The sequence below is a fragment of the Bacillus cereus group sp. N11 genome (assembly GCF_016483605.1).
Taxonomy (GTDB): Bacteria; Bacillota; Bacilli; order Bacillales; family Bacillaceae_G; genus Bacillus_A; species Bacillus_A toyonensis.
Genome location: NZ_JAEHBN010000067.1, coordinates 1 through 315 on the forward strand (window position 1 = coordinate 1; position 315 = coordinate 315).

The following is a 315-nucleotide window of genomic DNA, read 5'->3' on the forward strand; positions in this document are numbered from 1 at the left end:
GTGCTGGTGTTGAAGGATATCCTGGGGCTTCCGGGGCTACTGGCGCTTCTGGTGCTAATGGTCTTCCTGGTTCTACCGGTGCTACTGGTGCTACTGGACCTCAAGGTATTCAAGGTAATACGGGTGCTACTGGTGCCACTGGACCTCAAGGCGTTCAAGGTAACACGGGTGCTACTGGCGCTACCGGACCTCAAGGCGTTCAAGGTAACACGGGGGCTACCGGACCTCAAGGTGTTCAAGGTAACACAGGTGCTACCGGACCTCAAGGTGTTCAAGGTAACACCTGTCTCTTATAGACATCTCCGGGCCCCCGAG

General features: G+C 56.2%; 1 pseudogene. It reads left to right on the top strand.

What is annotated here, in order from left to right:
- Nucleotides 1-296: pseudogene (locus tag JDS98_RS29690) on the top strand (Gly-Xaa-Xaa repeat protein); the annotation flags it as partial.
- Nucleotides 297-315 lie beyond the last annotated feature (19 nt).